At 69.4% G+C, this 26217-nt stretch carries 21 protein-coding genes; 10 read left to right on the forward strand and 11 right to left on the reverse strand.

Annotated elements, in window-relative coordinates:
• Positions 1–5: 5 nt before the first annotated feature.
• Genes pyrE through ttfA form a run of 3 tightly spaced genes read right to left on the reverse strand, consistent with a single transcriptional unit; the run spans position 6 to position 2181 of the window.
• Positions 6–554: an orotate phosphoribosyltransferase gene (pyrE, locus tag ACNQS7_RS16550; protein ID WP_055580398.1), complete on the reverse strand. Its 549-nt coding sequence runs from the start codon at positions 552–554 to the stop codon at positions 6–8.
• On the reverse strand, positions 541–1314 hold the full coding sequence (locus ACNQS7_RS16555) for an SDR family NAD(P)-dependent oxidoreductase (protein ID WP_418013377.1): 774 nt from the start codon (positions 1312–1314) through the stop codon (positions 541–543). Before ACNQS7_RS16555 ends, pyrE begins: the two co-directional genes overlap by 14 nt.
• Before the next feature lie 6 nt (positions 1315–1320).
• Positions 1321–2181: a trehalose monomycolate transport factor TtfA gene (ttfA, locus tag ACNQS7_RS16560; RefSeq protein WP_418013378.1), complete on the reverse strand. Its 861-nt coding sequence runs from the start codon at positions 2179–2181 to the stop codon at positions 1321–1323.
• A 144-nt stretch (positions 2182–2325) separates the two neighbouring features.
• Between ttfA and ACNQS7_RS16565 the strand changes: the two genes are divergently transcribed.
• Complete coding sequence (locus ACNQS7_RS16565; RefSeq protein WP_418013379.1) at positions 2326–2766, forward strand: DsrE family protein; 441 nt, start codon at positions 2326–2328, stop codon at positions 2764–2766.
• The gene (locus ACNQS7_RS16570; protein ID WP_418013380.1) at positions 2763–3584 is read left to right on the forward strand and encodes an enoyl-CoA hydratase/isomerase family protein; all 822 of its coding nucleotides are present in this window, start codon (positions 2763–2765) and stop codon (positions 3582–3584) included. Before ACNQS7_RS16565 ends, ACNQS7_RS16570 begins: the two co-directional genes overlap by 4 nt.
• A 7-nt stretch (positions 3585–3591) precedes the next feature.
• Here ACNQS7_RS16570 and clpB read toward each other — a convergent pair whose 3' ends face one another.
• A complete protein-coding gene (gene clpB / locus ACNQS7_RS16575) occupies positions 3592–6138 on the reverse strand; it encodes an ATP-dependent chaperone ClpB (RefSeq protein WP_055580394.1) in 2547 nt (848 codons plus the stop codon).
• Positions 6139–6403: 265 nt separating this feature from the next.
• On the opposite strand from clpB, the gene ACNQS7_RS16580 reads away from it, so the two are divergent.
• From ACNQS7_RS16580 to ACNQS7_RS16590, 3 genes are all read left to right on the forward strand, one after another.
• The gene (locus tag ACNQS7_RS16580) at positions 6404–11368 is read left to right on the forward strand and encodes a PE family protein (RefSeq protein ID WP_418013381.1); all 4965 of its coding nucleotides are present in this window, start codon (positions 6404–6406) and stop codon (positions 11366–11368) included.
• Positions 11369–11442: 74 nt separating this feature from the next.
• Positions 11443–12603, forward strand: a complete 1161-nt coding sequence (locus ACNQS7_RS16585; RefSeq protein WP_418013382.1) for an FAD-binding oxidoreductase — start codon at positions 11443–11445, stop codon at positions 12601–12603.
• Positions 12604–12620: 17 nt separating this feature from the next.
• Positions 12621–13511, forward strand: coding sequence for an aldose 1-epimerase (locus ACNQS7_RS16590; RefSeq protein ID WP_418013383.1), 891 nt, complete (start codon positions 12621–12623; stop codon positions 13509–13511).
• Between the two features lie 9 nt (positions 13512–13520).
• Here the strand turns inward: ACNQS7_RS16590 and ACNQS7_RS16595 are convergent, their stop codons facing one another.
• From ACNQS7_RS16595 to dnaK, 4 genes are read right to left on the reverse strand one after another with little or no spacing between them, the layout of a single operon-like run.
• Positions 13521–13901, reverse strand: a complete 381-nt coding sequence (locus tag ACNQS7_RS16595; RefSeq protein ID WP_055581560.1) for a heat shock protein transcriptional repressor HspR — start codon at positions 13899–13901, stop codon at positions 13521–13523.
• Entirely contained in the window at positions 13901–15070 is a 1170-nt protein-coding gene (dnaJ, locus tag ACNQS7_RS16600; protein WP_278802220.1) for a molecular chaperone DnaJ, read from the reverse strand. The genes ACNQS7_RS16595 and dnaJ overlap by 1 nt, the downstream gene beginning before the upstream one ends.
• A gap of 51 nt (positions 15071–15121) precedes the next feature.
• Positions 15122–15772 (reverse strand): nucleotide exchange factor GrpE, encoded by a 651-nt coding sequence (gene grpE / locus ACNQS7_RS16605; protein ID WP_418013384.1) that lies wholly within the window; start codon positions 15770–15772, stop codon positions 15122–15124.
• On the reverse strand, positions 15769–17637 hold the full coding sequence (gene dnaK, locus ACNQS7_RS16610) for a molecular chaperone DnaK (protein WP_055581563.1): 1869 nt from the start codon (positions 17635–17637) through the stop codon (positions 15769–15771). The genes grpE and dnaK overlap by 4 nt, the downstream gene beginning before the upstream one ends.
• 263 nt (positions 17638–17900) lie before the next feature.
• On the opposite strand from dnaK, the gene ACNQS7_RS16615 reads away from it, so the two are divergent.
• Positions 17901–18626 carry a YoaK family protein gene (locus tag ACNQS7_RS16615; RefSeq protein WP_418013385.1) on the forward strand — a complete coding sequence of 242 codons (726 nt, stop codon included), beginning with the start codon at positions 17901–17903 and terminating at the stop codon, positions 18624–18626.
• Here ACNQS7_RS16615 and ngg read toward each other — a convergent pair.
• Complete coding sequence (gene ngg / locus ACNQS7_RS16620; RefSeq protein WP_418013387.1) at positions 18623–20410, reverse strand: N-acetylglutaminylglutamine synthetase; 1788 nt, start codon at positions 20408–20410, stop codon at positions 18623–18625. The genes ACNQS7_RS16615 and ngg overlap by 4 nt on opposite strands.
• Before the next feature lie 100 nt (positions 20411–20510).
• Between ngg and ACNQS7_RS16625 the strand changes: the two genes are divergently transcribed.
• The gene (locus tag ACNQS7_RS16625) at positions 20511–21146 is read left to right on the forward strand and encodes a TetR/AcrR family transcriptional regulator (protein ID WP_418013388.1); all 636 of its coding nucleotides are present in this window, start codon (positions 20511–20513) and stop codon (positions 21144–21146) included.
• Entirely contained in the window at positions 21143–21808 is a 666-nt protein-coding gene (locus ACNQS7_RS16630; protein WP_418013389.1) for an enoyl-CoA hydratase-related protein, read from the forward strand. Before ACNQS7_RS16625 ends, ACNQS7_RS16630 begins: the two co-directional genes overlap by 4 nt.
• On the opposite strand, the gene ACNQS7_RS16635 is transcribed toward ACNQS7_RS16630, so the two are convergent.
• Complete coding sequence (locus ACNQS7_RS16635; protein WP_418013390.1) at positions 21786–22817, reverse strand: DUF4185 domain-containing protein; 1032 nt, start codon at positions 22815–22817, stop codon at positions 21786–21788. The genes ACNQS7_RS16630 and ACNQS7_RS16635 overlap by 23 nt on opposite strands.
• A 3-nt stretch (positions 22818–22820) precedes the next feature.
• Positions 22821–23708 (reverse strand): LysR family transcriptional regulator, encoded by an 888-nt coding sequence (locus ACNQS7_RS16640; RefSeq protein ID WP_055581568.1) that lies wholly within the window; start codon positions 23706–23708, stop codon positions 22821–22823.
• Positions 23709–23791: 83 nt separating this feature from the next.
• Between ACNQS7_RS16640 and ACNQS7_RS16645 the strand changes: the two genes are divergently transcribed.
• Both ACNQS7_RS16645 and ACNQS7_RS16650 read left to right on the forward strand, forming a co-directional pair.
• Positions 23792–25255, forward strand: a complete 1464-nt coding sequence (locus tag ACNQS7_RS16645; RefSeq protein WP_418013391.1) for an aldehyde dehydrogenase family protein — start codon at positions 23792–23794, stop codon at positions 25253–25255.
• Positions 25255–26202: an amidohydrolase family protein gene (locus ACNQS7_RS16650; RefSeq protein ID WP_418013392.1), complete on the forward strand. Its 948-nt coding sequence runs from the start codon at positions 25255–25257 to the stop codon at positions 26200–26202. The genes ACNQS7_RS16645 and ACNQS7_RS16650 overlap by 1 nt, the downstream gene beginning before the upstream one ends.
• Positions 26203–26217: the final 15 nt, after the last annotated feature.

Here is a 26217-nt window from a genome sequence, read left to right on the forward strand (position 1 = left end):
GGGGACTAGCCCAGCCCCAGATCGGCGAGGCCCAGCACGCTGCGATAGGGCACGCCCTCGGCTTCGATCGCCTCGGCCGCGCCGGTGGCGCGGTCCACCACGGTCGCCACGCCGATCACCTCGCCACCCGCGTCGCGGACGGCGCGTACCGCCGTCAGCGCGGAACCGCCCGTGGTGCTGGTGTCCTCGACTACCAGCACGCGCTGGCCGGACACCTCGGACCCCTCGATAAGTCGTTGCATCCCATGGGTTTTCACCGATTTGCGGACGACGAAGGCGTCGATCGGTCGACCCGGGGCATGCATGATCGCGGTCGCCACCGGGTCCGCCCCCAGCGTCAGGCCACCGACGAGCGCGTAGTCCCAGTCCTGCGTGATCTCCCGCATCAACCGGCCGATCAACGCGGAGGCCCGATGGTGCAGGGTGGCCCGGCGCAGATCGACGTAATAGTCGGCCTCCTTGCCGGAGGACAGGGTGACCCGCCCGTGCACCACCGACAGTCGGCGCACGAGTTCGGCCAGTTCGGCTTTCGCCTGCGGATCAGGTCCGGCCACGACCACCACCGAATCGTTTGGTGAACAGCATCGCGAGCCGGCGCGGCATGGCCCGGCCCGTGGTGACCAGGAATTTGTATTGCGCGCCCGGGACGATGACGACCTTGCCGCGGGCGATGTCGGCGAGGCTTTCGCGGACGACGTCGTCGACCTCGAGCCACATGAAGGACGGCACCTGGGCCATGTCCAAACCAGCGCGGCTGTGGAATTCGGTGTGCACGTAGCCCGGGCACACCGCGTGCACGCCAACTCCGGTGCCCTGCAACCCGTTTGCGAGTCCTTCGCTGAACGAAATCACCCACGCCTTGGACGCCGAGTAAGTCGATCCCCGGCCTGGCAACAGCCCGGCGACGCTGGCGATGTTGATGACGGTGCCGGTACCCGCGTTCATCATGGCCGGCAGCGCGGCGCGGGTCAGGTGCATCACCGCGGCGACGTTGACGTCGAGTTGGCGCTGCAGGTCGGCGGGATCGGTCGCCCAGAACTCACCGGACATGCCGAAGCCGGCGTTGTTGACCAGCACCCGGACGCCGGCGGCCAACCGGTCGGCCACTTTGTCGCGGTCCGCGGCGTCCGCCAGGTCCGCGGGCAGGATCTCGACACTGCCGGCCTCGGACTGCAACTCGGCGGCCAATTCCTCGAGCCGCTGCGCATCGCGGGCGACCAGGACGAGGTCATAGCCGTCGCGGGCGTAGCGGCGGGCGTATCCGGCACCGATGCCGGACGTGGGCCCAGTGATCAGCGCAACAGGTCGAGGCATGTGCTCTCAGTGCTGGTAGTTGCTGGCCTGCTGGCCATTGCGTCCGGACCGCGGCGGACGGCGGACGCCTTCGGTGCGGCTCTCTTCGCGAGCAACGGGCTCGGATGCCCGCCGGGCCGGATCGGGGATCACCCCGGCGGCCGGGTCCGGTTGAGAGCGACGTTGCGGCAGCTCGGCGCGGGCCGCCGGGGCCAGCGGACGCCCCGGCGCGGCGTTGCGCCGGCCCTCGGACTCGCCTTCCTCCTGCGGCGTTTCGGCAGGAAGCGGCGGCAGCACCCGGAGCAGGTCGTTGAACTGGCGCACGGTGCGCAGCCCTTCGTCCCACTGCGCGCGCGTACTGGCGATCGGCATGGCGACCAGCGTCCAGTTCTGCTCGTTCCACATGATCTCCGCGCAGTCGGGCGCGGTGTGTGCGAAGGTGACCATGCGCCGGTCGCAGGCCCGTCGGGCGGCGTCGAGATTGGTGGAGTACACCATGCGGGGTCCGATCGCGCCCAGCAGCCAGATGTCGCTCTCGCGCGGCTCCTTGAGCCCCTTCAGTCGCAGGTCCACGACGACGTTGGTGCCCACCTTGCGGTGCAGCGCGATCACCGTCGCGACCTCCTCGAGGTCGAAGATGTAGACGGCCTCACCGCGGATCTGGCCCAACACGACGTTATGGGCCGGGACGTCGCCCACCGTCGACATCACACCGCGCTTCCAGCGGTGCAGGATGTCGGTCGATTCGCGTTCGTAGTCGAAGCCGTGCGAGCGTGCCCACGACCTGCGCCGTCGGCTGCGGCCGCGACGTCGATCGATATCGACGTACAACAACACCGCCGCACCGACGAAGCACAGTGCGGAGAGCGTGAACCAGAGCGGGACCATCCCCAACAGAGTATCTGCTGGAATAGCCGAACAGAGAATCCGACCAGGTCACAACAGAATCACAGGACGCTACACATCGAATTCGCGGCTCGAATCCAGACGTCTATTCTCACTTGCGCAGGACGGCGTCGAAAAGGAGCCCCCGTGTCCGATTCAGGTCATTCGCTGCACATCGACGTGCCGGTCGAGCTCGACGAGGTGAAGGTCGTGTTCAGTGTGGCCTCGCTGACATTCGAGGGCGATATGCCGGCCGTGCTGTTCCACGCCGGCATCGTCGTCGCCGACGCCGCGGCCTGGAAGGTCCAACCGGACGTCGTCGTCGTGTTCCACACGAACGCCGGCCACGTCACCCTGGACGACCAGACCTACGACGCAAATCGGCACGTCGCGACGGGCAATCCCTATAAAGCGGTAATCGAGGGACTTATCGCCAAGGGCGCCCAGATCGAATTGTGCGGAGCGACCGCACGGGCCATGGGCTGGGGCAACGCCGATCTGATTCCCGGTATCAAGATCAATCGCAACGCGATGGCGAGACTCACCCAACTGGTGCAGCAGGGCTTTGTGAAAATCTCAGAAGCATGACGTATCAGGGATACGGGCTGATCCGGGTCGCCAGCGCGGACGGAATATGCCGCGCCACCATCGACAACCCACCGATCAACCTGCTGGACATCCCGTTGATGCACGAGATCATCCGGCTCACCCGGGAGGTGGCGGCCGACGACGAGGTGCGGGTGCTGATAGTCGATTCGGCCGATCCCGAGTTCTTCATCGCACACGCGGACGTCGGCATGATCCTGGATCTCCCGACCGACGACATCGGACTGCACGACGAGCTCAGCCCCTTCCACGGCGCCATGGAAGGTTTTCGCACCCTGCCCAAGGCCACCATCGCCGTCATCGAAGGGATCTGCCGCGGCGGCGGCAGCGAGTGGGCGGCGGCGTTTGACATGCGCTACGCCGCGCTCGGCAGAGCGGTGTTCGGCCAGCCGGAGGTCGCGCTCGGAATCATCCCCGGCGGCGGCGGCACGCAGCGCCTGCCCCGGCTGATCGGCCGCGGCCGGGCCCTCGAGGTGATCCTCGGCGGCATGGACGTCGACGCGGCGACCGCGGAAGCCTGGGGGTACGTCGACCGCGCGCTGCCCCCTGACCAGCTCAGGCGGTTCGTCGATAAATTGGCCCGGCGCATCGCGGCTGCTCCGGTAACGGCGATCGCAGCCGCCAAACGCGCCATAGATGCGGCCGGCCCCGGTTTCGAGGCCGGCCTGCGGGTCGAGGACCAACTGTTCCGCCAGACCCTGGCGGAACCGGCGGCGCGCAAACTGCTGCAGACAGTCATCGAGGCCGGCGCCCAGACCCGAGAATTCGAGCTGGGCACCGGCCTCCGACAACCTGATTAGCCCTGGATCAGCCCAAGATCAGCGAGTCGCCGTCCGGGCTGACGTTGACGGGCACCACGTCGCCGTCGTGCACCTCGCCGGCCAGCAGCAGCTTGGCCAACTGGTCGCCGATCGCCTGCTGCACCAACCGGCGCAACGGCCGGGCGCCGTACACCGGGTCGAAGCCCCGCTGCGCCAGCCACTGCTTGGCCGGCAGTGACACCTCGAGTTGCAGCCGCCGCTGCGCCAACCGCTTGTCCAGCTGGGCCAGCTGGATGTCGACGATCTGCACCAGCTCGCCGGGCTCGAGACCGTGGAAGATGATCACGTCGTCGAGCCGGTTGATGAACTCCGGCTTGAACGCCGACCGCACGGCGGCCAGCACCTGCTCCTCGGTGCCACCCGATCCCAGGTTGGAGGTCAGGATCAAAATGGTGTTGCGGAAGTCCACCGTGCGGCCCTGACCGTCGGTGAGCCGGCCCTCGTCGAGGACCTGCAACAGCACGTCGAACACGTCCGGGTGGGCCTTCTCGATCTCGTCGAACAGGATCACCGTGTACGGGCGACGCCGCACCGCCTCGGTCAGCTGACCACCCTGGTCGTAACCGATGTAGCCGGGAGGCGCGCCGACCAGCCGGGCCACCGAGTGCTTCTCGCCGTACTCGCTCATGTCGATGCGGACCATGGCGCGGTCGTCGTCGAACAGGAAGTCCGCCAACGCCTTTGCCAGCTCCGTCTTACCCACACCGGTGGGGCCGAGGAACATGAACGATCCGGTCGGCCGGTTCGGGTCGGCGACGCCGGCCCTACTGCGGCGCACGGCGTCAGAGACTGCCTGCACGGCCTTCTTCTGACCGACGACGCGTTTACCGAGCTCGTCCTCCATGCGCAACAGCTTGGCGGTCTCGCCTTCCAGCAGTCGGCCGGCCGGGATGCCCGTCCACGCCGACACCACGTCGGCGATGTCGTCGGGACCGACCTCTTCCTTGAGCATCACGTTCTCGCGGGCCTCGGCCTGCGGAACCGCGGCGTCGAGTTTCTTCTCGACCTCGGGGATGCGGCCGTAACGCAGCTCGGCGGCCTTGGCCAGGTCACCGTCGCGCTCGGCGCGCTCGGACTCCCCGCGCAGTTCCTCGAGCTGTTCCTTGAGCTCGCGGACGATGTCGATGGCGTTCTTCTCGTTCTGCCACCGGGTCGTCAGCTCGGCCAGCTCTTCCTTCTTGTCGGCCAGCTCGGCGCGCAGCTTCTCCAGCCGCTCCTTGGAGGCGGCGTCCTCTTCCTTCTCGAGCGCCATCTCCTCGATTTCCAGCCGGCGCACCAGGCGCTCGACCTCGTCGATCTCGACGGGACGCGAGTCGATCTCCATCCGCAGCCGGCTCGCGGACTCGTCGACCAGGTCGATGGCCTTGTCCGGCAGGAAGCGGGCGGTGATGTAGCGGTCGCTCAACGTGGCCGCGGCCACCAGGGCGGAGTCGGTGATGCGCACACCGTGGTGCACCTCGTAGCGGTCCTTGAGACCGCGCAGGATGCCGACGGTGTCCTCCACCGAGGGTTCGCCGACGAACACCTGCTGGAAGCGCCGCTCCAGCGCGGCGTCCTTCTCGATGTACTTGCGGTACTCGTCGAGTGTGGTGGCGCCCACCAGGCGCAGTTCGCCGCGGGCGAGCATCGGCTTGATCATGTTGCCCGCGTCCATCGCCGACTCACCGGTCGCGCCGGCGCCCACGATGGTGTGCAGCTCGTCGATGAACGTGATGATCTGCCCAGCCGAGTTCTTGATGTCGTCGAGCACGGCCTTGAGCCGTTCCTCGAACTCACCGCGGTATTTGGCGCCGGCCACCATGGACCCCAGGTCCAGCGAGATGACCGTCTTGTCGCGCAGGCTTTCCGGCACGTCCCCGGCAATGATGCGCTGGGCCAGGCCCTCCACGATCGCCGTCTTGCCGACGCCGGGCTCACCGATGAGCACCGGGTTGTTCTTGGTGCGCCGGGAAAGTACCTGCACCACTCGGCGGATCTCGTTGTCACGTCCGATGACCGGGTCGAGCTTGCCTTCCTTGGCGCGCGCGGTCAGGTCCGTGGAGTACTTCTCCAGCGCCTGGTAGGTGGCTTCCGGGTCGGCACTGGTCACCCGAGCGCTGCCGCGCACCTTGACGAACGCCTCCCGCAGTGCCTGCGGCGACGCGCCGTGGCCGGTCAGCACCTTGGCGACCTCGGAGTCGCCCGTGGCCAACCCGACCATCAGGTGCTCAGTGGAGACGAACTCGTCGTCCATCTCGGTGGCCAGTTGCTGAGCGGCGGTGATGGCCGCCAGCGACTCGCGGGACAGTTGCGGCTGCGAACTGGAACCGCTGATCTGGGGCAGCTTGTCCAGCAGGCGCTGTGCCTCCGTGCGGATGACGGCGGGGTCGACCCCGACAGCCTCCAGCAGTGGTGCGGCGATCCCGTCGTTCTGCGTCAGCAGAGCCATCAGCAGATGCGCGGGCCTGATTTCGGGGTTGCCGGCCGCCGAAGCAGCCTGCAGAGCCGACGTCAGGGCCGCCTGCGTCTTAGTTGTCGGGTTAAAAGAGTCCACGACCCCTCCGTTCTCGTGCGTAGGTAAAAATCTTCTCGCGTAGGTCAACGCCGTCAAGGTTGAGTCTGTTCCGCTCAACTCTAACTTTTTTGAGGGGTGCGCGCGAGCCCCCGGCACGCGACGCCGCACAGCCCGCGGCCGAGGAGCTCATGCTCCGATATGAGTGTTTGCGGAAACTGCACTCATCGGTTCACGACATAGGTAACGTGTCCGTTAATTTCGCTCCGTGCTTTGCCGGATTCCTTGCCGTCGGAGGGTTTTCGATATGGCGTTGTTATTTTCAGCGGACGGCCTGGCAGTCGCCGCGTCGGACCTCAGTGGGATCGGAAATTCGCTACGCACCGCACACGGATTGATGGCGCTACCCACCACGGTGGTGGCGGCGGCCGGTCTCGATGAGGTTTCGGCGGCGGTCGCGGCGTTATTCGGGACGTTCGGCAAGGAGTACCAGGCACTGAGTGCCCAGGCCGCTGTGTTCCATGACCAGTTCGTCCAAGCTCTGACCGCTGCCGGCGCGGCCTACGGGAGTGCCGAGTCGGCCAACATCGCGCCGCTGCGCGGCCTTTTGGACATGGTGAACGGCCCCAGCGAGGCCTTGTTCGGTCGCCCCCTGATAGGTGATGGCGCCAACGCGACGACGGCCGGTGGTAACGGCGGGGCCGGCGGAATCCTGCTGGGCAATGGCGGCAATGGCGCACCAGGGGCAGCCGGACAAGCCGGCGGTGCCGGCGGGCCGGCCGGCTTGTTGGGCAGCGGCGGCCAGGGCGGGGCCGGCGGAATCGGTGCCTCAGGCGGCAATGGCGGCCGCGGTGGACTGCTGATCGGAAGCGGCGGTGCCGGCGGAGCGGGCGGCCTTGGCGCCGGCGGGGGCACCGGCGGAAGTGCAGGATTCCTGTATGGCAATGGCGGCCACGGCGGAGCCGGTGGAATGGGCGCCAACGGCACCGGCAACGGTGGTGTCGGCGGGGCCGGCGGCCACGGCGCCGCCCTCTTCGGCAATGGCGGGACCGGCGGGACCGGCGGCGCCGGCCTGGCCGGCGGGGCCTCCGGCATCGGCTCCGGGGGGCATGGCGGCGGCGGCGGTCCCGGCGGGTTCGGCGGGACACTGATGGGCAACGGCGGGCACGGGGGGGCCGGTGGCGCCGGCGGAGCAGGCTCAGCCGGGGCCAACGGCTTGGCGGCTCAGCAAGGGGACACCGGATTTGCCGGTGGAACCGGCGGCAGGGGCGGGACAGGTGGCACCGGCGCTCTCTTCCTCGGCGTCGCGGGCGACGGCGGCGTCGGCGGATCCGGCGGTGTCGGCGGAATCGGCGGAACAGGTGGTGCCGGCGCAGCGGCCACCGCAACCTCGGCCGCCGGCGCCGGCGGCGTCGGCGGGAACGGAGGGCACGGCGGGGCGGCCGGCGCGGGCGGCGCGGCGGGCGGACCGGGCGGGCACGCGGGTGTCAGAGGTGTCGCCGGCGACGGCGGGACCGGCGGCCAGGGGGGTGAGGGCGGGGCCGGCCACAACGGTTCGGCGGCCACCGGCGACGGCGGTACGGGCGGCGCGGGAACCGCCGGCGGCCAAGGCGGGCAGGGTGGCCAGGGCGGCTCGGCGTTCGCGGGCGGAACCAATGGACGCGGTGGGCAGGGCGGCACTGGTGGCCTCGGCGGTGACGGCGGCAGCGGCAGTGCCAGCACCACCGGCGTCGGGGGCCAAGGTGGCGCGGGCGGGGCCGGTGGCGGCGCCGGAGCCGGCGGCGCGGCAGGCACTGGCGCCGGTGCCGCGGGGACCGCCGGCGCGGCCGGCTCCGGTGGCACCGGGGGTCGCGGTGGTGACGGGGGCTCCGGCGCCGCCGGTCCCAACGCCACCCTCGCCGACGGCAGCGACGCGACCGGCTACGCCGGCGGCGCCGGCGGCCAAGGCGGCCAAGGCGGCACCGCCGGACCCGGCGGCCTCAACGGCACCGGCGGCACCGGCGGCAAAGGCGGTGACGGCGGGCAAGGCGGCACCGGCATCACCGGCACCAACAGCGACGGCGGCACCGGCGGCACCGGGGGTGCCGGCGGCGCAGCCGGCGCCGGCGGCAACGCCGGACAAGGACAAGGCGCCGCCGGCACCACCGGCGCGGCAGGCACCGGCGGCACCGGAGGCACCGGCGGCCAAGGCGGCGATGGTGCAAGCGGCCCCTTCGCCACTCTGGCCGACGGCAGCGACGCCACCGGTTACTCCGGCGGTGCCGGCGGCCAAGGCGGCCAAGGCGGCACGGCCGGAATGGGCGGCGCCAACGGCGCCGGCGGCCAAGGCGGCAGCGGCGGCACCGGCGGCACGGGCGGCACCGGCATCACCGGCACCAACAGCGACGGCGGCACTGGAGGCACGGGCGGCACCGGCGGCGCAGCCGGCGCCGGCGGCAGCGCCGGACAAGGACAAGGCGCCACCGGCACCACCGGCGCGGCAGGCACCGGCGGCACCGGCGGCACCGGCGGCCAAGGCGGCGACGGTGCAAGCGGCGCCGACACCACGACCGCCGCAGCAACCGGCGGGACCGGCCACAACGGCGGCAAGGGCGGCAAGGGCGGCGCCGGCGGCACCGCAGGGCTCGGCGGCACTAACGGTGACGGCGGCTCGGGCGGCCAGGGCGGAACGGGCGGCACCGGCGGCGTCGCCGGCGCCGGTCTCCAAGGAACGGCCCCCGCTGCCGGTGGTGCCAGCGGTCAGGGCGGGCAAGGCGGTCAGGGTGGTAGCGGCGGCCAAGGCGGGGAGGGCGGACAAGCAGGCACCGGCGCCGGCGCAATGGGCAACGTCGGCGGCGGCGGCACCGCTGGCACCGGGGGGACGGGAGGCGCCGGCGGCCTAGGGGCAGCCGCCACAGCCACAGACGGTCCGGGTACTGGCGGCACCGGCGGCACCGGGGGCAGCGCCGGCCAAGCCGGTGTCGGCGCCACCCCGGGCGGTGGGGGCAAGGGTGGTACCGGCGGACAAGGTGGTCAGGGCGGCGCCGGCAGCGCTGGAGTGGACGCCGGTCCCTTCGCCTTCGGCACCACCGGAGGCACCGGCTCCCAAGGCGGCGTCGGCGGCATAGGTGGCACCGGAGGCACCGCGGGCGTCGGCGGAACCAATGGCGACGGAGGCCAAGGCGGGCAGGGCGGAACCGGCGGAACCGGCGGAACCGGCGGCCAGGGCTCGCAAGCAATCACCCCCGTCGGGGGTGGCGCCGGTCAAGGTGGCCAGGGCGGCGAGGGCGGCATCGGAGGACAGGGCGGCCAGGGTGGCCAATCCGGCGCCGGCGCAGGCACAACCGGCAACAGCGGTCAAGGCGGCACGGCCGGCACTGGCGGCACCGGAGGTACCGGCGGCCAGGGAGCCACCGGGAACAGCACCAAGGGTCCCGGCGTTGGTGGCGCGGGCGGTACCGGCGGTGCGGCTGGCACAGCTGGTACCGGATCCACCATTGGCAATGCAGGCGCCGGCGGCACCGGAGGCCAGGGCGGCCAAGGCGGCCAGGGCGCCCTCGGAAGCACCGGCACCGCCCCGGGCGGCGCGGGCGGCACAGGGTCACAAGGTGGAGTGGGCGGCACCGGTGGCACGGGCGGCTCGGCAGGCCTCGGCGGCACCAACGGCGACGGCGGCCAAGGCGGCCAAGGCGGCCAAGGCGGCCAAGGCGGCTTCGGCGGCGGTGGCGCGTTCGGGACAATCCCGGCGGGCGGCGGAACCTCCGGACAGGGCGGCCAAGGCGGCACCGGTGGAGTCGGCGGGCAAGGTGGGCAGGGCGGGCAAGCCGGCACTGGTGCAGGCGGAGCCGGCAAGATCGGCAACGGCGGCAACGCCGGCACCGGAGGAGCAGGCGGAACCGGGGGTCAGGGGGCGACCGGCACGACGACCGAGGGCCCAGGGACGGGTGGCACTGGTGGATCTGGCGGCATTGCCGGCACCGCCGGATCCGGTGCCGCGCCTGGCAACGCCGGAGCAGGGGGCACTGGCGGGCAGGGCGGCCAAGGCGGCACTGGCGCCACCGGGAGCACGGGCACCACGCCCGGCGGCACGGGCGGCAACGGACTCGGCGGCGGTTTGGGCGGTCAAGGCGGCACGGGAGGGGTGGGCGCCGTCAATGGTGACGGGGGCCAAGGCGGGCAGGGCGGGACCGGAGGCACCGGGGGTGCGGGCGGCGTCGGCGCGCACGGAACTACACCCGCCGGCGGCGGAAACAGTGGCCAGGGTGGCCTCGGCGGCGTAGGCGGGCAGGGTGGCCAGGGAGGCCAAGGTGGTGCGGCGGGCGGCGTCGGCGCCAAGGCCGGCGATGGCGGCACGGCCGGTACCGGCGGTACCGGCGGTACCGGCGGCACCGGTGCAGCGGCAACCTCCTCGGCCGCGGCCGGCACCGGCGGCACCGGCGGAACTGGTGGCGCCGTTGGCACCCCGGGAGCAGGAGGCGCTGCCGGGACTGCCGGCACCGGCGGTACCGGAGGCACTGGTGGCGCCGGCACTAATGGAAACAGCAATGTCAACGGTGGCACGGGCGGGGCGGGTGGCGCGGGCGGTAACGCCCCCCTCACTAGTGGTAAAGGGGGAACCGGGGGAGCCGGGGGCTCGGGCGGAGCCGCCGGCGACGCCACTTTCTTGAACAACTACACCGCCTCAGCTAACGGCGGCAATGGTGGCAATGGCGGGTCGGGTGGCTCGGGTTACCTCGGCGGTACCGGAGGGCGTGGCGGCGACGGTGGCTACGGCAACCGAAGTAACACCGCTGCCCACGGCGGGGCCGCCGGCAACGGCGGTGCCGGCGGATCAGGCACCGCTGCGGGCGGCGCGGGTGGCGCGGGCGGAACCGGCGGCTACGGCGGTGTGGCGGCGGCTGCGCCCAGCGGCGCCCAGATCCCACTTGCGGAAAATGGGGGCAACGGTGGTCTGGGCGGCAACGGCGGTGAGGCCGACAGTGGACCCGGCGGTAACGGCGGCGCCGGCGGCGCCGGCGGCCAAGGCGGCGCCTCCGGCCGTGGGGGCAACGCGGGGGCCGGTGGCAACGGCGGCAACGGCAATGGCAGTGGCGCCGGCGGAAACGGCGGCCGCGGCGGCAACGGCGGTAACAACGGGGCGGGTAGTTTTCCCCAGAACGGTGGCAACGGCGGCAATGGAGGCAACGGCGGCAACGGTACCGGCGGACCCGGCACCGACGGCCAGCCTGGGACCGTTGCCTCCAGTCCGACGCCCGGCTCTGGCGGCGCCGGCGGTAACGGCGGACCCGCATAAGCCTCGCCGGAACTCAGTCCGGGCCGCATTCAGTCGGCCGCACCAGGCGAGCCCTCGGCTTAGAATCGGCGTCCGTGGGGCTCGAGGACCGGGATGCGTTGCAGGTGCTGCGGGACGCCTTCGCACCCGGCGGCACCGAGCTCGTCCACCGCTTCTACGACCACTGGTTCGCCCTGGACACCTCGGTCCGCGACCTGTTCCCGCCCGAGATGAGTGGCCAGCGAGCGGCTTTCGCCCAGGCCATGCACTGGCTGTACGGCGAGCTCGTGGCCCAGCGGGCCGACGAGCCGGTGGCCTTCCTGGCCCAGCTGGGCCGCGATCACCGCAAGTACGGTGTACTGCCGGCGCACTATCAGACACTGCGACGCGCGCTGTATTCCACGTTGCGCAGCCACCTCGGCAGCTTCTGGACCGACGCGGTCCAGGAGGCCGCCGACCAGTCGCTGAACCTGTTCGCCGGGGTGATGAGCGGCGCCGCCGACTCCGACGACGCGCCCGCCTGGGTGGACGGCACGGTCATCGAACACAACCGGGTGTCCCGCGACCTGGCGGTTGTCCGGCTGCATCTGGACCGCCCGCTGCACTACCACCCCGGGCAGTACGTCAACGTGCAGATTCCGCAATGCCCGCGCCGCTGGCGATACCTGTCCCCCGCCATTCCTGCCGACCCAAGCGGCGGCATCGAGTTCCACGTCCGTGTCGTGCCCGGCGGCCTGGTGAGTAACGCGATCGTCGGCGAAACCCGGCCCGGCGACCGGTGGCGGCTGTCCGGCCCGCACGGCGGACTGCGAGTCGACCGCGACGGCGGGGACGTGCTGATGGTCGCGGGCAGCACCGGCCTGGCTCCGTTGCGGACGCTGATCATGGACCTGAGCCGCTTCGGGGTGAACCCGCGGGTGCATCTGTTCTTCGGTGCACGTTACCGCTGCGAGCTCTACGACCTGCGCACGCTGTGGCAGGTGGCGGCGCACAATCCGTGGTTGTCGGTCTCGCCGGTATCGGAATACAACAACGATCCGGCCTGGGCCGCCGACTATCCCGACGTCTCGCCACCGCGTGGGCTGCACGTGCGCCAGACGGGACGGTTGCCGGATGTGGTCACCAGGTACGGCGCCTGGGGTGACCGGCAGATTCTGATCTGCGGCGGCCCCCAGATGGTCCGCGCGACGAAGGCCGCGCTCATCGCCAAGGGCGCCCCGCCCGAACTTATTCAGCACGACCCGCTGTCGCGTTAGTTCCCGAGGAGGACCCGGTGCACGTCGTCACGCTGCGCGACCCATCGTCATCGGTGGCGGCTCAATTCGTGCCCGGCGCCGGGATGATCGGCACCTCGTTGACCGACGAGGGCGTGGAGTTGCTCGGCCAGCGCCGCGGCCTGCAGGCCTACCTTGCCGATGGCAAGACGATGGGCATTCCCGTGCTGTATCCGTGGGCGAACCGGTTGAGCGCCAACACCTATGAGGCCGAAGGCGTGTCCGTGACGCTGCGGCCCGGCGAGAATGGGGTGCGAACCGACCCCGCGGGGTTGCCGATCCACGGCGTCCTGGCCGCATACCCGGGTTGGCGTGTGACATCAGAGTCATCCGACGAAGTCAGCGCCGAGCTGGATTTCGGCGCCGACGAGCGACTGCTGGCCAGCTTCCCCTACCCGCATCTGCTCGCCATGACGGTGCGCCTGGCCGAGCGGACGCTGACGGTCCGCACCACCGTGACGCCGACGGGGGATCGCGCCGTGCCGTTGTGCTTCGGCTATCACCCGTACCTGCAGTTGCCCGGTACCGACCGCGCCGAATGGGTGATCGACACGCCGCCGCTGCGCCATCTGGCTCTCGACGAACGCGGCCTGCCGACCGGGCAGGCCGTCGATCAACCGGCCAGTTCGCAGCGACTGGGCTCGGACACCTTCGACGACGCCTACGACGGGGTCGAGGACGGGGCCGTCTTTGCGATCAGCGCCGGCGGCCGGCGCATCGAGGTGCGTTTCGAACGGGGTTACCCAGCGGCGCAGATCTTCGCACCCCCTGGTGAGGACGTGATCTGCTTCGAGCCCATGGCCGCACCGACCGATGCGTTGCGCCGCGGGGGCTACCGATCAGCGGTCCCGGGCGAGGCCGCAGGCACCGCATTTTCGATCCGGGTCTGAAGCCCGGACTCAGCGGCGCGAGCGCGGCTGCCACACGACCAGCGCCGTGCTCTTGGGCACGACGGCGACCTCGCGACGCTGGTTGGCGCGCAGCACCGCGAGTTCCTCGGCCATCTCCTTGAGCCTGGACTGCAGCGCCTCGACCTGATTGGTCAGCTCGATGATGCGCTTGATGCCGGCGAGGTTCACGCCCTCGTCCTGAGACAGGCGCTGCACCTCGCGCAGCAGGTTCACGTCGTGCTCGGAGTACCGGCGGCCACCTCCGGCGGTGCGCTCCGGGCTGACCAGGCCGAGCCGGTCGTACGTGCGCAGGGTCTGCGCATGCATCCCGGCCAGCTCGGCGGCCACTGAGATCAGGAAGGTCCGTGATTCCTCTTTTTTGGAGGCCATCAGCGATTACCTGCCCATCCCGCCCGGGGGTCGAATCCACTGGCCCGCTCGGCCGCCGCGTAGGCTTCCAGCGCCTCCTGGGCAGGACCCTCAAGGTTCGGCGGGACCGCGACCTTGACGGTGACGAGCAGGTCGCCGCTGCCACCGCTGCGTTTGGGCACACCCCGGCCGCGTACCCGCAGGATGCGGCCGTCCGCCGTGCCCTTGGGCACCCGGACACCCACCTTGCCGTCCAGCGTGGGCACCGAAAGCGTTGAGCCCAAAGCTAATTCGGTGAAGCTGACCGGTACGGTCACGGTGAGGTCGTCGCCGTCGCGGCCGAAAACCTTGTCCGGGCGCACATGGACGGTCACGTACAGGTCACCCGAGGGTGCGCCACGCAATCCGGCCTCACCCTGCCCGGCCAGCCTGATCCGCTGGCCGTCCTCGACGCCCGGCGGGATCCGCACGTTGATGGTCCGGGTACGGGTGGTGGCGCCGTTGCCACCGCACTCCTCGCACGGATGCTCGATGATCGAGCCGCTGCCCCGGCATTCGGTGCACGGCTCGGAGAATCCGAATGCCCCCTGGTTGCGGCTGATCACACCCGCGCCGTTGCAGTTGGGACACACCTTCGGGCTGGTGCCCGGACGCGCACCGCTGCCATGGCAATTGGTGCACGGCGCCGGGCTGGTCAGCCGCAGTGGCATCGCGACGCCCTTGGCGGCCTCGACGAAATCCAGTTCCGTCTCGGTCTCCAGGTCGTTGCCGCGGCGCGGCCGGCTGGGCCGGGTGGTGCCACCCCGCCCGAACAGACCGCCGAACAGGTCGCCGATGTTGGCGCCGCCGGACCGGCCGGCGGCGTCGAACAAGTCGTTCAGGTTGAACTCGGCGCCATCACCACCTCCGCCGAAGCCGCCGAAGTTACCCGCATCGAACCGACGGCCGCCAAAGCCGCCGCCGGCGAAAAGCCGGCGGGTTTCGTCGTACTCTTTGCGTTTCGCTTCGTCAGACAAGACGCTGTACGCCTCAGAGACGGCCTTGAACCGTTCGGCCCCCGCGGGGTTCTTGTCCGGGTGCAGATCGGAGGCCAGCTTGCGATAGGCGGTCTTGATCTGCTTGGCGTCGGCATCGGAGGGGACGCCGAGCTCTTTGTAGAAGTCTTTTTCAACCCACTCACGCTGAGCCATACCGCGTCACCTCCTTACCTTCCTCGTTGATTCTGTGCCCTGAAAGTGGAATTAGTCACCGGAGCCGTCGGTGTTATCGGTCGTGTCTTCGTTCGCATCGGCCCGCGCCGGCTCGGCGGATCCGTCGCCGACGGTGTCGACAACCGCCACCAATGCGTTGCGCAGCACGTGCTCGCCGAGCTGGTAGCCCTGCCGCATCACGGTGCCGATAACCGGCTTGGAGTCCGGACCGCCGCCGCCTTCGTGTTGCACGGCCTCGTGCAGGACGGGATCGAAGTCCTCGCCTTCTTCACCGAAAGGCTTGAGCCCCAGGCCGGTCAACACGTTCATCAGCTTGTCGGCCACGGCCTTGAGCGGACCGGATTCCAGATCGCCGTGCTTGCGTGCCCGCTCGATGTCGTCCACCGCATGCAGCAGCTCACCGACCACCGCGGCTCTGGCCCGATCGGCCGCGGCCTGCTGGTCGCGCATCGCCCGCTTGCGGTAGTTGGCGAAGTCCGCCTGCACCCGCTGCAGGTCGGCGGTCAGCTCCGCCACTTTGGCAGACGAACTGGCATCCGGCGAACCGGCACCACCGGCAGGCCGACCGGGCTCTCCCGGCGCCGAAGCGCCGGGAGAGTCGTGCCGTACTTCACCAGTCTCGGGATCGATCCGCCGTTTGTCGGTGACCGTCACCGGCTCCTGTGGGAATTCGTCCGTCACTTGGACTCCCGGTCGTCGTCGACCACCTCCGCGTCCACGACGTCATCCGAGCCGCCCTGGTCGAACCCGCCTCCGGGCTGACCGCCACCGGCGGCGGCGCCTTCGGCCTGTGCGGCCTCGTAGATCGCCTGTCCGAGCGCCTGGGACTCTTGGCCCAGCTTCTCCATCGCCGACTTGATCGCGCTGATGTCGTCGCCGCCCAGAGCCGTCTTGGCTTCGGCCACCGCGGCTTCCACCTTGCTCAGGGTGTCCTCGGGAACCTTCGAACCGCCCTCGGCCTCGCGCTGTTCCTTGACGAACTTCTCCGTCTGGTAGACCAGCGTCTCGGCCTGGTTGCGGACGTCGGCCTCCTCGCGACGCTTGCGGTCCTCGTCCGCGTGCGCCTCGGCCTCCTTGATCATCCGGTCGATCTCTTCCTTGGAGATGCCGGAGCCCTCCTGGATGCGGATCGTGTTCTCCTTGCCGGTGCCCTTGTCCTTGGCCGTGACGTGCACGATGCCGTTGGCGTCGATGTCGAACGTGACCTCGATCTGGGGAACACCGCGTGGAGCCGGGGCGATACCGGTCAGCTCGAAGCTGCCGAGCAGCTTGTTGGCCGAGGCCATCTCGCGCTCACCCTGGTAGACCTGAATCTGCACCGACGGCTGGTTGTCGTCGGCCGTGGTGAAGGTCTCCGACCGCTTGGTCGGAATGGTGGTGTTGCGCTCGATGAGCTTGGTCATCACGCCACCCTTGGTCTCGATACCCAGGCTCAGCGGCGTAACGTCAAGCAGCAGAACGTCTTTCACCTCGCCCTTGAGGACACCGGCCTGCAGTGCGGCGCCCACGGCGACGACCTCGTCCGGATTGACGCCCTTGTTGGGCTCCTTGCCGCCGGTCATCTCCTTGACCAGCTCGGTAACCGCAGGCATACGGGTCGAACCGCCGACGAGCACCACGTGGTCGATGTCACCCACCGAGATACCCGCGTCCTTGATCACCGACTGGAACGGCTGACGGGTGCGGTCCAGGAGGTCCTGCGTGATTTTCTGGAACTCCGCGCGGGTCAGCTGCTCGTCGAGGAACAGCGGGTTCTTGTCGGCGTCAACGGTGATGTAGGGCAGGTTGATCGACGTGCTGCCCGACGAGGACAGTTCGATCTTGGCCTTCTCGGCCGCTTCCCGCAGCCGCTGCATCGCCATCTTGTCCTTGGTCAGGTCGATGCCGCTGGTTGCCTTGAACTTGTCGACCAGCCACTGCACAACGCGCTCGTCCCAGTCGTCGCCACCGAGGTGGTTGTCACCGCTGGTGGCACGCACCTCGACCACACCTTCGCCGATCTCGAGCAGCGAGACGTCGAAGGTACCGCCGCCGAGGTCGAAGACCAGAATGGTCTGTTCCTTCTCGCCCTTGTCCAGACCGTAGGCCAGCGCGGCCGCGGTCGGCTCGTTGACGATGCGCAGCACGTTGAGGCCGGCGATCTGACCGGCGTCCTTGGTCGCCTGACGCTGAGCGTCATTGAAGTAGGCGGGCACGGTGATGACCGCATCGGCGATGTCCTCACCGAGGTAGGCCTCCGCGTCGCGCTTCAGCTTCTGCAGCACCCGGGCGCTGATCTCAGGCGCCGAGTACTTCTTGTCGTCGATGTCCACGGACCAGTCCGTGCCCATGTGCCGCTTGACCGAGCGAATGGTGCGGTCAACGTTGGTGACCGCCTGGTTCTTGGCGGGCTGCCCAACCAGCACTTCGCCGTTGCGCGCGAACGCCACGACGGAAGGAGTCGTCCTCGAGCCCTCGGAGTTAGCGACGACGACGGGGTCGCCACCCTCCAGAACCGAGACGACGGAGTTGGTGGTCCCGAGGTCGATGCCGACCGCACGAGCCATAGTGATTCCTCCTGAATGTGTAGAGCTTCTGTGTTGCACTATGCTGAGTGAACCCCGCTCAAGACTGCTCCGGCAGACCCTAAGATGTCAACCCAGACTTGAGTCTGTTTCACTCAACTTGTCGATCATGCTAACGGCACGGTCTCCCACTTTGTTCCCGGGGGCCCTGCGTTCTCTATGAAAGCGGCTAGAAGCCGCGTTTCGCATCGTGACCTGATTGTTAGACTTCGGCGAAGAATCAGCTTTGGGGGAAGCGATCAATCATGTCCGCGCAAAGCCGCATGCTCGCCTACAGTTCACTTCTCGCGATGAATGCCGGATGGGTGAACGCGGTGGCCATCCTGATCATGGCCGTTCCGGTGGGCAATCTCACGGGCATCACTACCCAGATCGGCATGGACCGGGCACACCCCTGGCGCTACGAAAGTCACGTCCTGTTGGCCATCCTGGTTGGCTTCCTCGTCGGCGCGGCCCTGGCCGGAGCACTGCTGGTGTCCAAGCGCGTCCCGATCGGCACCCGCCACGCCGCGGTGTTGGCAATTCAGGCGACCTTGCTCCTGCTCGCCGCCGCCGGCATCGAAGAATCCGACCTCAAATCCCTGATCCTCGGCTCCGGCATCGAGGAGACCGCAGTGCAGGCGCTGCTGGCCGCCTCCGCGCTCGGTCTGCAGAACGGGCTGACGTCGAGTTTCCGCGGGATGGCAGTGCGCACCACGCACTTCACCGGCACCGTGACGGATCTCGGGCTGATGCTCGGCCGCAGCCGCCAAGAGGGCATCGACAAATGGAAGGCCGCAATCCTGTCCGCCACGCTGTTGCTGTTCCTGACGGGCGCGGTGGCCGGATTGCTGGCCGGCGCGCGCATCGGGGGCCACGCCCTGATCGTTCCGGCCACCATCTGCCTGGTGCTGGCCGCCGTCTGCATAGCCCGCAGCAGGAAGCGCCGCAGTCAGCAAGAGCCGGCGGCCGCCGAGGCGGTCACAGTCTAGGCGTCTGCGCGCGACTCCTCCGGAGTCCACGGCAGCGGCGGCCGGGGCTGGCCGGGAAACAGGAAGTCGACGAACGACGCCACCGTCGGTTGGGGTTCGTGGTTTGCCAGTCCGGGCCGCTCGTTCGCCTCTATGAAGGAGTAATCGGCAGCGGTGACGTCGGGGACGAGTAGGTCGACGCCGGCCACCGGGATCCCGATGACCTCGGCCGCCTTGACCGCCACCCGACACAGTTCTTCGTTCACCCGGCCGGTGACGTCCTGCAGTTTCCCACCCTGATGCAGGTTGGCGGTGGCACGCACGCGCAGCAGGGTGCCCTCCGGAAGCACGTCGTCCAGCTGCCAGCCCTCCTTGAGGACCGTCTCCCGCGCGAGGTCATCGAGCGGAATACGCGACTCACCGTCGGTGGCGGCAGAACGCCGCCGGCTTTCGGCCTCGATCAATTCGCGGACACTGTGCTTGCCGGTACCGATGACCTCGGGCGGCACCCGCAACGCGGCCGCCACCACCCGGCCGTCGATTACCACCAGCCGCAGGTCGTCGCCGTGTACACGTTTTTCTATCAGCACTTCCGGGTCCTGCTCCCTGGCCCGCGCCAGGGCCGCGGCAAGCTCATCTGGCCCCTGGTCGGCAGTCACCCCGACCGTGATGCCTTTCCCCTGCTCGCCCCGGCACGGTTTGACCACTGCCTCGTGTATCTCGTCGAGGAACGCGTAGTCGGCTTCGTCGAAAGTGGCCAGCCGCGCCGGAGGGACCACGATGCCGGCCGTCTTGACCAGACGCCGGGTGAGTCGCTTGTCGTCACAACGGCACATCGCGATCGCCGAGGTGTACTCGGACAGCGACTCGCGGGTGACGACGGTGCGGCCGCCGTGGGAAAGGCGCATCTCTCCGGTCTCGGCATCCAGCACCTCGACCCGGATACCCCGCCGGCGGGCCTCTTCGGCGATGATCCGCGCGTACGGGTTCAGGTCGTCAACGGTTTCCGGCGGCGACGTGAACAGCGGCTCGTTGATCGTGTTCTTTCGTTTGACCACCAGCACCGGGACGCGCCGGAAACCGAGCTTCTCGTACAGGGCGATCGCGCCGTCGTTGTCGTAGGCGACCGACAGGTCGAGATAGGCCCGTCCGTCCTGACGAAAGCGGTCGGCCATGGAGCGGGTCAGCGCTTCCCCGACGCCCGGCAGCGCGGCGGCGGGATCGACGGCGAGCGTCCACAAGCTCGAGCCCCGCTCGGGATCCGAGAAGAGCACCTCGTGGTCGACGCCCGTGACCGCGCCTATCACCGCGCCGTCGTCGTCACGCACGGCGACCAGGTATGTGACGGCGTCGACGTGCAGTTGGTTGTCCCAGATCGTCTCGACCGGCGCCGGGATCATTCCGCACCGCACGAAGACCCGGTTCATGGCATCGGCCTCGTCCGGCGAACGCAGGGTGCGCACCGTCACGCCCTGCGGCACCCGGGCTGGTTCCGCCGCCCCGTCAAAGCGCAGACGATAGGTGTGGCTGGGGTCGATGAACAGTTCGGTCGGTGCGTGCGCCACGACGATGTGGGACTCGCGCGCGTAGATGCACACGTCACGGCGCCCGGGCGCTTCGTTGCGCAACGTTTCGACGAGTGCGCCGGTGTCGGCGAACGTCTGACCGAAAATGAGCCTGCCCCAGCCCAATTCGAGTTCAACCTGCCGCGCCGTCGCCTCGGTGAGATGAGGCGGCGAGACGTCGTGCAAGTTGAGCGTGATGGGCTCGGGGTGGTCTTCGGCAGCACCCGATGGACATGTCATGGTCGGCCTTGGTTACCCGTTTTACCGGTGCGAACAACCGATGCGGGCGTCACACTCGCCGTGAACATTTTAGAGCAATTGCTCTGTTATTATCGTGACCATGCCGCGCCCTCGCCTCCACGACCCGGACACGGTGCTCGATGCCGCCGAGTCGCTGGCCGTCGCGTCCGGGCCGGCCGCGGTGACCATCCGCGCGATCAGTTCGATCGTCGGCGTCTCCAACGGGGCGTTGTATCACACATTCGGGTCGCGGGCCGGACTGCTGGCGCGGGCCTGGCTGAGAGCGGGCCGGCGCTTCCTGCAGGCGCAGAACGCCCAGGTCGAGGCGGCGCTCGCGGCACCGGGCCCAGACGCCGGCATCGAGGCCGTCGCGGCCGCCGCAGACACCCCGGCCGCCTTTGCCGATCGATATCCGAACTCCTGCCGGCTGTTGCTGACCATGGACAGGCAAGAGTTGCTCGGCTCCGATCTGCCCGACGACATCTGCACTGAGATAAGGGATCTCGAGGCCCAGCTGGTCGGCCTGATGATCCGGCTGGCCCGTAGCGTCTGGGACCGCAAAGACGCCGCCGCCGTTGACACCATCACGATCTGCATCGTCGACCTGCCGACCGCGATCCTGCTGCGTCGCGATCGCCTGCACAGCGCGACGGCACGCGCACAGTTGCGCGCCGCGGTGCGTGCTGTGCTGCACATCGAGCCTCCGATTCGGCAACCTGAAAGGGAAGATTTGTGACCATCAGCCTCAGCTACGACGAGAAGATCGCCGTCCTCGACCTCGGGGACGACGAGAACCGTTTCTCGCCAAGCTTTCTCGACGACATCAACACCCACCTCGACGACATCGAAGCCAGCGGTGCGCATGCGCTCGTCACCACCGCTGCCGGCAAGTTTTACAGCAACGGGTTGGACCTGGACTGGCTCGGAGCGCACGGCGACCAAACCCAGTGGTACGTCGGCAGGGTGCAGGATCTGCTGGCACGGGTCCTCACACTGCCCATGCCCACCGCGGCGGCGCTGGTCGGCCACGCATTCGGAGCCGGGGCAATGCTGGCCGTCGCACACGACTTTCGGGTGATGCGCGCCGACCGCGGCTTCTTCTGCTTTCCCGAGGCCGACATCAGGATCCCGTTCACGCCGGGCATGGCCGCGTTGATCCAGGCCAAGCTCACGCCCCAGGCGGCGGTGGCATCCATGACCACCGGGCGCCGCTTCGGCGGCGCCGACGCAGCGGACATCGGGATCGTCGACGCCACCGCGGGCGAAGGCGCGGTGACTGCCGCCGCGACGGAACTGCTTCGCCCGCTGGGCAGCAAGGACCCGGGCACCCTGGGGGCGATCAAGCAGACCATGTTCGGTGTCGCGGCGCGGACGCTCACAGCGCGCGCCGACGGCTGACGTTGGCGATGACCAACTGCGTGTTGTAGGGCGCACCGATCGGCACACCATGCCGGTCGGTTTGGGTATTCCATTGACTGGCAAAGATTTTCATTCGCGCCAGGGTGGATCCGGGCACGATATAGCCGCCGTAGTTCTGCGCCACGAAGTTCGGGCCCGCCGGATCGCTCTGTTGCATGAGCACCGTAGGCGGGGCCTGGCTGAAGATTTCGGTGGGTCCGTCCGCGACCCATATCTCCACCGCCCCATCGGGACCGGTGCGCACGTTGAATCCCGCGAGGACGGCGCAACCGTCGACCTCCCGGAAACTGAGCTCACCGAAATTGGTGGCGCTGAGGGCGATCGCCGTTTCTTCCGGCGTCCCCCAGGCCGCCTCGCCGTCGGTCCGCCGCACATAGGGTCGCCACGAGGAGCGGTCGGTGAAGGTGGCGGGGTCGGTCCGGTACAGGGTCACGCGCCGGCTGCGGTCGAAGGCATCGGCGACGATGTAGACCCGGCCGTCGGCGGCCTGGTAGCCACTGATCTGCGACTGCCCGCCGTTGGCATGGTCGCCGGGACGCCACGAGCCTCTGACCGGTTTCCAGCCCCGCGCCGGACGATCGGTGACTTCCACCAACCATGACCCGCCCTCGGTGCGCAGGTCCTTGGTGCCCACCACCAGCATGTAGGTCCGGTCGCCGACCACGACGCTGCCCGACGGCAGCGTGTTCATGCCGCGCGCCTGCCGTGGCGGGATGAACAGCGGGTTGCGGCTACCCCTCGGCCCGGTCAGCGGCATCCCGAAGCGCGGGTGGCCGGCCGGGTCGAACGCCACCGGCACGGCGACGGACGGGTAGTGGGGGTGAGTGCCTACCTTGTCACCGCCGAACGAGTCGCCGAAGACGGCCACATACGACCCGTCGGGCAGTTCCACAACCTCTCCGAGGTCGACCGCGCCGATGCCGGGTACGCCCCCGCGGGCACCGGTCCCAGCGATCGGACCGAGGTTGCGCACCTCGCCATGGCGCATCGGCTACGTCCGCTCCTTGATCAGCGACAGCAGCGCCCGCACCGCAGCACTGGTCGGGCGTGTCGCCGACGTCGCGACGTAGAGCCGCCAACACAGCTCCTGATCGGTGACCGGGACGGTCACCAGGCCGTCGTCGTCGATGTCGTCGAGGATGGTCCAGCTCAGGAATCCGATGCCCAGACCATTTCGGATGTACGCCGCGGCCGTCCCCAGATCGGCGACCTCGAGGGTGACGGTCCGCTCCACGCCGGCGGCGGCGAATGCTCTGTCGATGACGATTCTCGTGCCGTAGCCCGGCGGGGCGTCGACGAAAGACATGCCGGCCAACTCGGCCAGTGTCACCGAGGCAGCGGAGGCCAGCGGGTGCTCGGCGGGCACCACCAGGTGCAACTTGACGGCGGCCACCTGCTGCGCGTTGAGTCCGGCCGGCACCTCACCGGGAAAGACAAGGAAGGCGATGTCCAGGTCGCCGTCGCGCAGTTGTCGTTCCAGGCCCGTCGTTCCCGCGCGGGCGGCGCGCAGCTGGACCCGCACTTCGGGGTGCCGGGTGTGCAGTTCGGCCAGGACGCTGGGCAGGTCGATGACGTTGATCGAGGTCAACGTGCCGACGGTGACGGTTCCCCGCACCGCACCCCGGGTGGCGTGGACGGCGTCCTTGGCGGCCGAGGCGGCGTCGAGGGTCGCGCGGGCGTGGGGTCGCAGCTGTTCGCCCGCCGGCGTCAGGCGAACCCCGGCCGGCCCGCGGATGAACAGAGCGGCGCCGAGTTCGCGTTCCAGCGCTCGGATGGTCGCCGATACGCCGGATTGCACGACATGCAGCCGCTTGGCCGCCCGGGTGAAGCTCAGATTGTCCGCGACAGCCAGGAAGTACTCCAGCTGACGCAGCTCCATGCAGGAATTATCACCATCTGTGCTGGCGCCGATCAAGAACTTTCGCTGGCAGTGATCACGCCGGCCGGCGTACCTTCGGGCCGATGGAGGTCACCGAAACCCGCTGGTCATCGCAATGCGATGAGCATCAATTCGTGGTGGACAACCCTGCGACCGGGCAACCGGTCACCCGGATCCAGGGTGCAGGATCCCAGCAGGTGGACCAGGCCGTCCGGGCCGCCCTCGCCGCCCAGCAGCACTGGAAGCAGCGTCCGGCCCGCGAACGGGGCCGCTACCTGCGCAGGGTCGCCGACGTCATTCGCGCCCACGCCGACGAGATCGCCGCGCTGGAATCCCGGGAGATGGGCAAACCGGTCACCCAGGCGCGGCAGTTCGACGTTGAGACGGCCATAACGATCTTCGAATATTTCGCCAGCGTGGTCGAGGTGCTGCCGAGCCAGGCCCGCGACTACGGCCCGGTGTTCGACGTGACGACCCTGGAGCCGTACGGCGTGATCGCGGGCATCGTGCCGTTCAACTGGCCGCCCATCCACACCGCCGGCAAAACCGCCCCAGCCCTGGCGGTGGGCAACGCAATCGTGCTCAAGCCGCCGGAGCAGACGCCCTCGGTGGTACTGCGCATGGTGGAACTGATCAATTCGGCGCTCCCCGACGACCTGGTACACGCGGTACCTGGCGGCGGGCAGGTCGGAGCCGCGCTGGCCGCGCATCCGTTGGTGGGCAAGGTTTCCTTCACCGGCTCGCCGGCGACGGCGGTGTCCGTGCTGCGCACCACGGCCGACAACCTGACACCGACGCTGATGGAGCTCGGCGGCAAGAACCCGCTGCTGGTGTTCGAGGACGCCGATATCGACCGGGCCCTGCCGGCCGCGATCGACGGCGGATTCTTCAACCAGGGCGAGGCGTGCACGGCTTCCTCACGAATCTTGCTGCAGCACAGCATCTTCGACCAGTTCTCGACGCGGCTGTGCGCAGCCGTACAGCGCCTGAGGGTGGGTGATGGCGCGGACCCGGACACCGAGGTGGGGCCGCTGGTCACCCGGGCCCAGCAGCGGCGCGTGCTGGACTATCTGGACATCGGCGTCGCCGAGGGCGCCCGCGTCGCCGCCCAGGCGCCCCTGCCCGACGATCCCCGCCTGGCCGACGGCTTCTATGTGCCACCGACCGTGCTCACCGACGTCACGCCTCAGATGAGGGTGGCCACTGAGGAGATCTTCGGCCCCGTCGTCGTACTCATCCCGTTCGCCGACGAGGCCGACGCGGTCCGGATTGCCAACGACACCCAATTCGGCTTGGTGGCAGGGGTTTTCACTCAGGACTCCGACCGCGCGCTCCGGGTGAGCCGGCGGATCCGGGCCGGTGCCGTCTTCGTCAACAACTATGTGCGGGTGGCCGTCGGCACCGGTTTCGGCGGCATCGGGCACAGCGGTTTCGGCCGCGAGCACGCACAGGAGACGCTGGCGGAATACGGGTACACCAAAACCATTCGACTGGCTGCCGACGCACCTCCCCGGTGGGCCGCGGCCGCCCGGGTCCTGGAGGCGTGATGCGCACCATCGCGCTCGAAGAGCATTACGCCACAACACATTTTCTCAACGGCCCGGGTGGCTGGCTGAAATCCCGGCCAGACATCAGCGAGGCGCTGGTCGATCTCGGAGACACCCGCATCAAGGAGATGGACGAGGCCGGCGTCGACGTGGCGGTGCTGTCATTGGTCGCACCCGGCGTGGAGCAACTCGACGGGCCCGCGGCGGTGCGTCTGGCCCGCAGGTGCAACGACGATCTCGCCGCCGCCGTGCAGCGGTATGCCGGGCGGCTGGCGGGATTCGCCGCACTGCCGATCAGCGAGCCCGGCGCGGCGGCCGACGAACTCGCCCGCGCGATCGCGAATGGCTTCGTCGGCGCGGTGGTCAACGGCCACTGCCGGGGCGTCTACCTCGACGATCCGCATTTCGATCCCGTCCTGGAACGAGCCGCCGCGCTGCGGGTTCCGATCTATCTGCACCCAACCATCCCGCCCGCGGCGGTCATCGAGTCGTGCTACGCCGGGTTCTCCGAGGAGGTGACGTTCGCGCTGGCGACGGTGGGCTGGGGCTGGCACATCAACACCGGCACCCAGGTACTGCGACTCATCCTCGGCGGCGTGTTCGACAGGCACCCCGACCTGCAGATCATCATCGGGCACATGGGCGAGGCGCTGCCGTTCATGATCCCGCGCTTCGAGGCCACGCTGCGACCGGAACTGACCGGTCTGCGCCGTCCGGTCAGTGCCTGCCTGCGCGAGAACCTGACGTACACCTTCGCCAACTTCAACAATGAAGCCGCCTACGCCAACCTGGTGGCCAACGTCGGCGTAGATCGGGTCGCCTTCTCCACCGACCATCCCTTCGGATCCATGTCGGCGGCCCGGCAGTTCCTCGACGCGCTGCCGCTGACCAGGTACGAGCGCGCCGCCATCAGCCACCGCAACGCGCAGCGACTGCTGGGGCTGTGAACTGCCGACCGGGCA

Source organism: Mycobacterium sp. 23, assembly GCF_048287075.1.
GTDB lineage: Bacteria > Actinomycetota > Actinomycetes > Mycobacteriales > Mycobacteriaceae > Mycobacterium > Mycobacterium gordonae_B.

Coding starts and splice junctions, on each gene's coding strand:
- ACNQS7_RS16555 (WP_418013377.1), bottom strand. CDS start 1,314: ATGCCTCGACCTGTTGCGCTGATCACTGGGCCCACGTCCGGCATCGGT.
- ttfA (WP_418013378.1), bottom strand. CDS start 2,181: ATGGTCCCGCTCTGGTTCACGCTCTCCGCACTGTGCTTCGTCGGTGCG.
- ACNQS7_RS16570 (WP_418013380.1), top strand. CDS start 2,763: ATGACGTATCAGGGATACGGGCTGATCCGGGTCGCCAGCGCGGACGGA.
- ACNQS7_RS16580 (WP_418013381.1), top strand. CDS start 6,404: ATGGCGTTGTTATTTTCAGCGGACGGCCTGGCAGTCGCCGCGTCGGAC.
- ACNQS7_RS16595 (WP_055581560.1), bottom strand. CDS start 13,901: ATGGCCTCCAAAAAAGAGGAATCACGGACCTTCCTGATCTCAGTGGCC.
- dnaJ (WP_278802220.1), bottom strand. CDS start 15,070: ATGGCTCAGCGTGAGTGGGTTGAAAAAGACTTCTACAAAGAGCTCGGC.
- dnaK (WP_055581563.1), bottom strand. CDS start 17,637: ATGGCTCGTGCGGTCGGCATCGACCTCGGGACCACCAACTCCGTCGTC.
- ACNQS7_RS16615 (WP_418013385.1), top strand. CDS start 17,901: ATGTCCGCGCAAAGCCGCATGCTCGCCTACAGTTCACTTCTCGCGATG.
- ngg (WP_418013387.1), bottom strand. CDS start 20,410: ATGACATGTCCATCGGGTGCTGCCGAAGACCACCCCGAGCCCATCACG.
- ACNQS7_RS16625 (WP_418013388.1), top strand. CDS start 20,511: ATGCCGCGCCCTCGCCTCCACGACCCGGACACGGTGCTCGATGCCGCC.
- ACNQS7_RS16635 (WP_418013390.1), bottom strand. CDS start 22,817: ATGCGCCATGGCGAGGTGCGCAACCTCGGTCCGATCGCTGGGACCGGT.
- ACNQS7_RS16640 (WP_055581568.1), bottom strand. CDS start 23,708: ATGGAGCTGCGTCAGCTGGAGTACTTCCTGGCTGTCGCGGACAATCTG.
- ACNQS7_RS16645 (WP_418013391.1), top strand. CDS start 23,792: ATGGAGGTCACCGAAACCCGCTGGTCATCGCAATGCGATGAGCATCAA.
- ACNQS7_RS16650 (WP_418013392.1), top strand. CDS start 25,255: ATGCGCACCATCGCGCTCGAAGAGCATTACGCCACAACACATTTTCTC.